At 61.9% G+C, this 3,351-nt stretch carries 5 protein-coding genes; 4 read left to right on the top strand and 1 reads right to left on the bottom strand.

What is annotated here, in order from left to right; translation table 11 throughout:
• Window positions 1-101: 101 nt before the first annotated feature.
• Window positions 102-950, top strand: a complete 849-nt coding sequence (gene cysE, locus CN311_RS31550) for a serine O-acetyltransferase (RefSeq protein ID WP_097577470.1) — start codon at window positions 102-104, stop codon at window positions 948-950.
• A gap of 238 nt (window positions 951-1,188) precedes the next feature.
• On the top strand, window positions 1,189-1,392 hold the full coding sequence (locus CN311_RS31545; protein ID WP_013531334.1) for a DUF3126 family protein: 204 nt from the start codon (window positions 1,189-1,191) through the stop codon (window positions 1,390-1,392).
• Between the two features lie 105 nt (window positions 1,393-1,497).
• Here the strand turns inward: CN311_RS31545 and CN311_RS31540 are convergent, their stop codons facing one another.
• Window positions 1,498-2,229 (bottom strand): hypothetical protein, encoded by a 732-nt coding sequence (locus CN311_RS31540; protein WP_097577471.1) that lies wholly within the window; start codon window positions 2,227-2,229, stop codon window positions 1,498-1,500.
• Between the two features lie 146 nt (window positions 2,230-2,375).
• Between CN311_RS31540 and CN311_RS31535 the strand changes: the two genes are divergently transcribed.
• A complete protein-coding gene (locus CN311_RS31535; RefSeq protein WP_097577469.1) occupies window positions 2,376-2,714 on the top strand; it encodes a DUF6949 family protein in 339 nt (112 codons plus the stop codon).
• 106 nt (window positions 2,715-2,820) lie between these two features.
• Window positions 2,821-3,348, top strand: a complete 528-nt coding sequence (locus CN311_RS31530) for a gamma carbonic anhydrase family protein (protein ID WP_097577468.1) — start codon at window positions 2,821-2,823, stop codon at window positions 3,346-3,348.
• The last annotated feature ends 3 nt before the right edge of the window (window positions 3,349-3,351 follow it).

The raw sequence follows: 3,351 nt of genomic DNA, 5'->3' as shown, positions 1-3,351 counted from the left end.
CCATTTGACACAGCACTAAGGAAAATTGAGTTCACCCGTGCTATGATCTGGCTTATAGGTGCGGCCGGAGAATAGGCAAGCCGGCAGTCCGGAGAGCTTCGATGAACAGCATTACCATTGCCCGCCCCAGCATGGTGCAGCCGATCGATCCGATCTGGCGCTCGATCCGTGACGAAGCGATGGAAGCGGTCAACCGCGATCCATTGCTGGCGGCGTTCCTCTATTCGACCATCCTCAACCAGGAAAGCCTGGAGGAAGCGGTCATTCATCGGCTGGCCGAACGGCTCGACCATCAGGACATCGGTTCCGATCTCATCCGCCAGACATTCAAGGCGATGGCGGCCGACGACAAGGACTGGTCGACGACCGTGCGCGTCGACATCCAGGCCTATTACGACCGCGATCCGGCCTGTGACCGTTTCATCATGCCGGTGCTCTATTTCAAGGGCTTTCACGCCATCCAGACCCATCGTCTGGCGCATTGGCTGTGGAACCAGGGCCGCAAGGATTTCGCGCTCTATTTGCAGAGCCGGTCGTCCTCGGTCTTCCAGACCGACATCAACCCGGCTGCCCGCATTGGCAAGGGCATTTTCCTCGACCACGCCACCGGCTTTGTCGTCGGCGAAACCGCTGTCATCGAGGACGACGTGTCGATCCTGCATGGGGTGACGTTGGGCGGCACCGGCAAGGCCGGTGGCGACCGTCATCCCAAGATCCGCCGCGGCGTGCTGATCGGCGCCGGCGCCAAGATCCTCGGCAACATCGAAATCGGCCATTGCTCGAAAGTCGCGGCGGGTTCGGTCGTGCTGTCGCCCGTGCCGCACAACAAGACGGTTGCCGGCGTGCCGGCCCGTGTCGTTGGCGAGACCGGCTGCGACCAGCCTTCGCGGCAGATGGACCAGCTTTTGCCGTCGCAGTCGATGGAGCATGTCGTCAGCTTTGACATCTGACGTCATGCGCGGACCCACAGCTGAATCCGGTTGTAGGCCGGGGGTGTTGTTTCTCTCGCCGGCTTGCCTTTACATCGCCATTGTCGACGTGTCAGAAGCGCGTCTCTAATGCGTGTCGCCCAAAAGTGCGCAGCGGTTTTGGGACAACGACACGCATAAAAAATAAGATCTAAAGCGTGTCGTATGCATCCCCTCGGACGCCACGCGCTTTCGCAAGCCCGACGATCGGAGAGAACTGTTGAAGCCGGACGAAATCAGAAAGCTGGACGCCTATTTCAAGCGTGTCTTCCAGAATCCCAAGCTCGAGGTAAAGGCGCGGCCGCGCAAGGACGATTCGGCCGAGGTCTATGTCGGCGACGAATTCCTCGGCATCGTCTTCAAGGACGAGGACGACGGCGATTACAATTTCTCAATGGCGATCCTGGACATCGACCTGGCCTGAGGGCGGAATTGAGCCTGTTGCCGGGATCAGGCGAACCTGTCAGTCAAAAAGCTTTAGCCAGTTCGGGCGTTTCGCTCAAATCGGTCTTCGGGTCGGGATCGTGTTCTAACGCCCGGTCTTCAGGATGCGTGCGGCCTCGGCGGCGATCGCCGCGTCCAGCGCCTGCCAGTCGCCCAGGAATTCCCGGGGAAAGCGGTAGCTGAGGCTGAGATTGTCGCCGACCTGGATGTCGCGTTCGCAAGGTGCCAGCGATTCCGCCGCGCTCGGTCCGCTCAGGCAGCGCGCCACGAAGGGATCCTTGCCGGGGCGCCCGGCGACCGCCAGCACCTCGTTGAGATAACCTGATTTCTCGGTGAAACCGTAGAGCGTGGTGCCGCCCGGGCCAGGCGTGCCGGGCTGCGCGATCAAGGCGCTGTAGATCGGCGCGAAACGGCCGCTCATGTCGCGCGACATCATCTGCTGCTCGAACGACAGGAAGACGATGTTCCCGCGGGGACCGATGTGGTTGAAATCGTCGCGCGCGGCCGTGCTGTAGCCGTCCATCTCGGGATAGCGCAGATAGAGGTCGAGGCGCGAGGCGATGCCGTCGCGGCGGGCCTGGTCAAAGCGGATGAAATTGGCCGGCACGGCGATGACATTGTTGCCGATGACGATCTTATGGATCGTGGTGTCGTCCGTATAACCGGCCATGGCGATGGAGCGGCCAAACCATTTGCCGCCAAGGCTGATTGCCACCGAAAGCAATGCCAGCGTCGCGAATGCGTAGAACACCCGCTTCATCAGCGTGGAATCGACAGCGGTGAGTTGCGGGCCCTCGGCGGCGGCTGCTTGCTTCATCGCGATCCCCGACATCGACCACTATCCCAAGGTGCCCCCTGGATGTCCCCTTGGGTGTCCTAGGGCGGCACATCAGGCGCGGCATGGCCCTTGCAACGCGCCTGTCGAACGCGACTGTGCGATTTCATGGTAAATGGACGGTAAAGATGGGTCCGGTCGAACACACACTCTTTGCTTTTATGTTTGGGCTGACGGCGTGCGGCCTGGTCGGATCGGCAATGGAGTTGATGTCGGGCCGCCGGCTCGCCTTTGCCGAACCTTATGTGTCGCCGAAGCATATGCTGCGCTCGCTGGCCGCGACGGCATGCGCCGGTCCGCTGATGTTCATCAACGACGCCCTGGATTCCTGGCGGGAAGGCCATATTTCGACACTGGCGCTCATCTCCTGCGGCTGCACCGCGACGATCTGGGCGTTGGCTTTGGGCATCGCGCTGATCGACATTGCATCGCGGGCGGGTGGGCTTCTAGTCTCTGCGAACTTTTAGTGCATGTCGCGCAAAAGCATGCCCTTGGGCTTGACCCGAGGGTGTGCAGCGGTTTTGCGGTAACGATATGCATAAGGCGTAGTGTGAGACGATTCGGAGGCCAAAAATGCCGCTCTATGCGATCGACGGAAAGACGCCCGGTTTCGAGGACGCCGACAGCAACTGGATCGCGCCCGACGCCACGCTGATCGGCGATATCAGGGTCGGCCGCAACGCGGGCTTCTGGTTCGGCGTCGTCATTCGCGGCGATAACGAGCCGATCGTCATCGGCGCCGACACCAATGTGCAGGAACACACGGTCATGCACACCGATCCAGGCTTCCCCCTGACCATCGGGCAAGGCTGCACGATCGGCCACCGCGCACTGCTGCATGGCTGCACGATCGGCGACAACAGCCTGATCGGCATGGGCGCCATCGTGCTGAACGGCGCCAGGATCGGCAGGAATTCGCTGGTTGGCGCTGGCGCCCTGGTCACCGAAGGCAAGGAATTCCCCGACAATTCGCTGATCGTCGGCTCGCCCGCGCGCGTGGTGCGGGACCTGGACGACGCCGCGATCGCCAGGCTGCGCGGCTCGGCCGCGCATTACGTCGCCAACGCCAGGCGCTTCAAGGCGGGGCTGAAGAAGGCCTAGGCC

The sequence above is a fragment of the Mesorhizobium sanjuanii genome (genome assembly GCF_002529485.1).
In the GTDB taxonomy this organism is placed as follows: domain Bacteria; phylum Pseudomonadota; class Alphaproteobacteria; order Rhizobiales; family Rhizobiaceae; genus Mesorhizobium; species Mesorhizobium sanjuanii.
The sequence above is the reverse complement of the archived record's forward strand: the minus strand, read 5'-3'. Positions and strand labels throughout refer to the sequence as shown.

Coding starts and splice junctions, on each gene's coding strand:
- cysE (WP_097577470.1), top strand. CDS start 102: ATGAACAGCATTACCATTGCCCGCCCCAGCATGGTGCAGCCGATCGAT.
- CN311_RS31530 (WP_097577468.1), top strand. CDS start 2,821: ATGCCGCTCTATGCGATCGACGGAAAGACGCCCGGTTTCGAGGACGCC.
- CN311_RS31535 (WP_097577469.1), top strand. CDS start 2,376: ATGGGTCCGGTCGAACACACACTCTTTGCTTTTATGTTTGGGCTGACG.
- CN311_RS31540 (WP_097577471.1), bottom strand. CDS start 2,229: ATGAAGCAAGCAGCCGCCGCCGAGGGCCCGCAACTCACCGCTGTCGAT.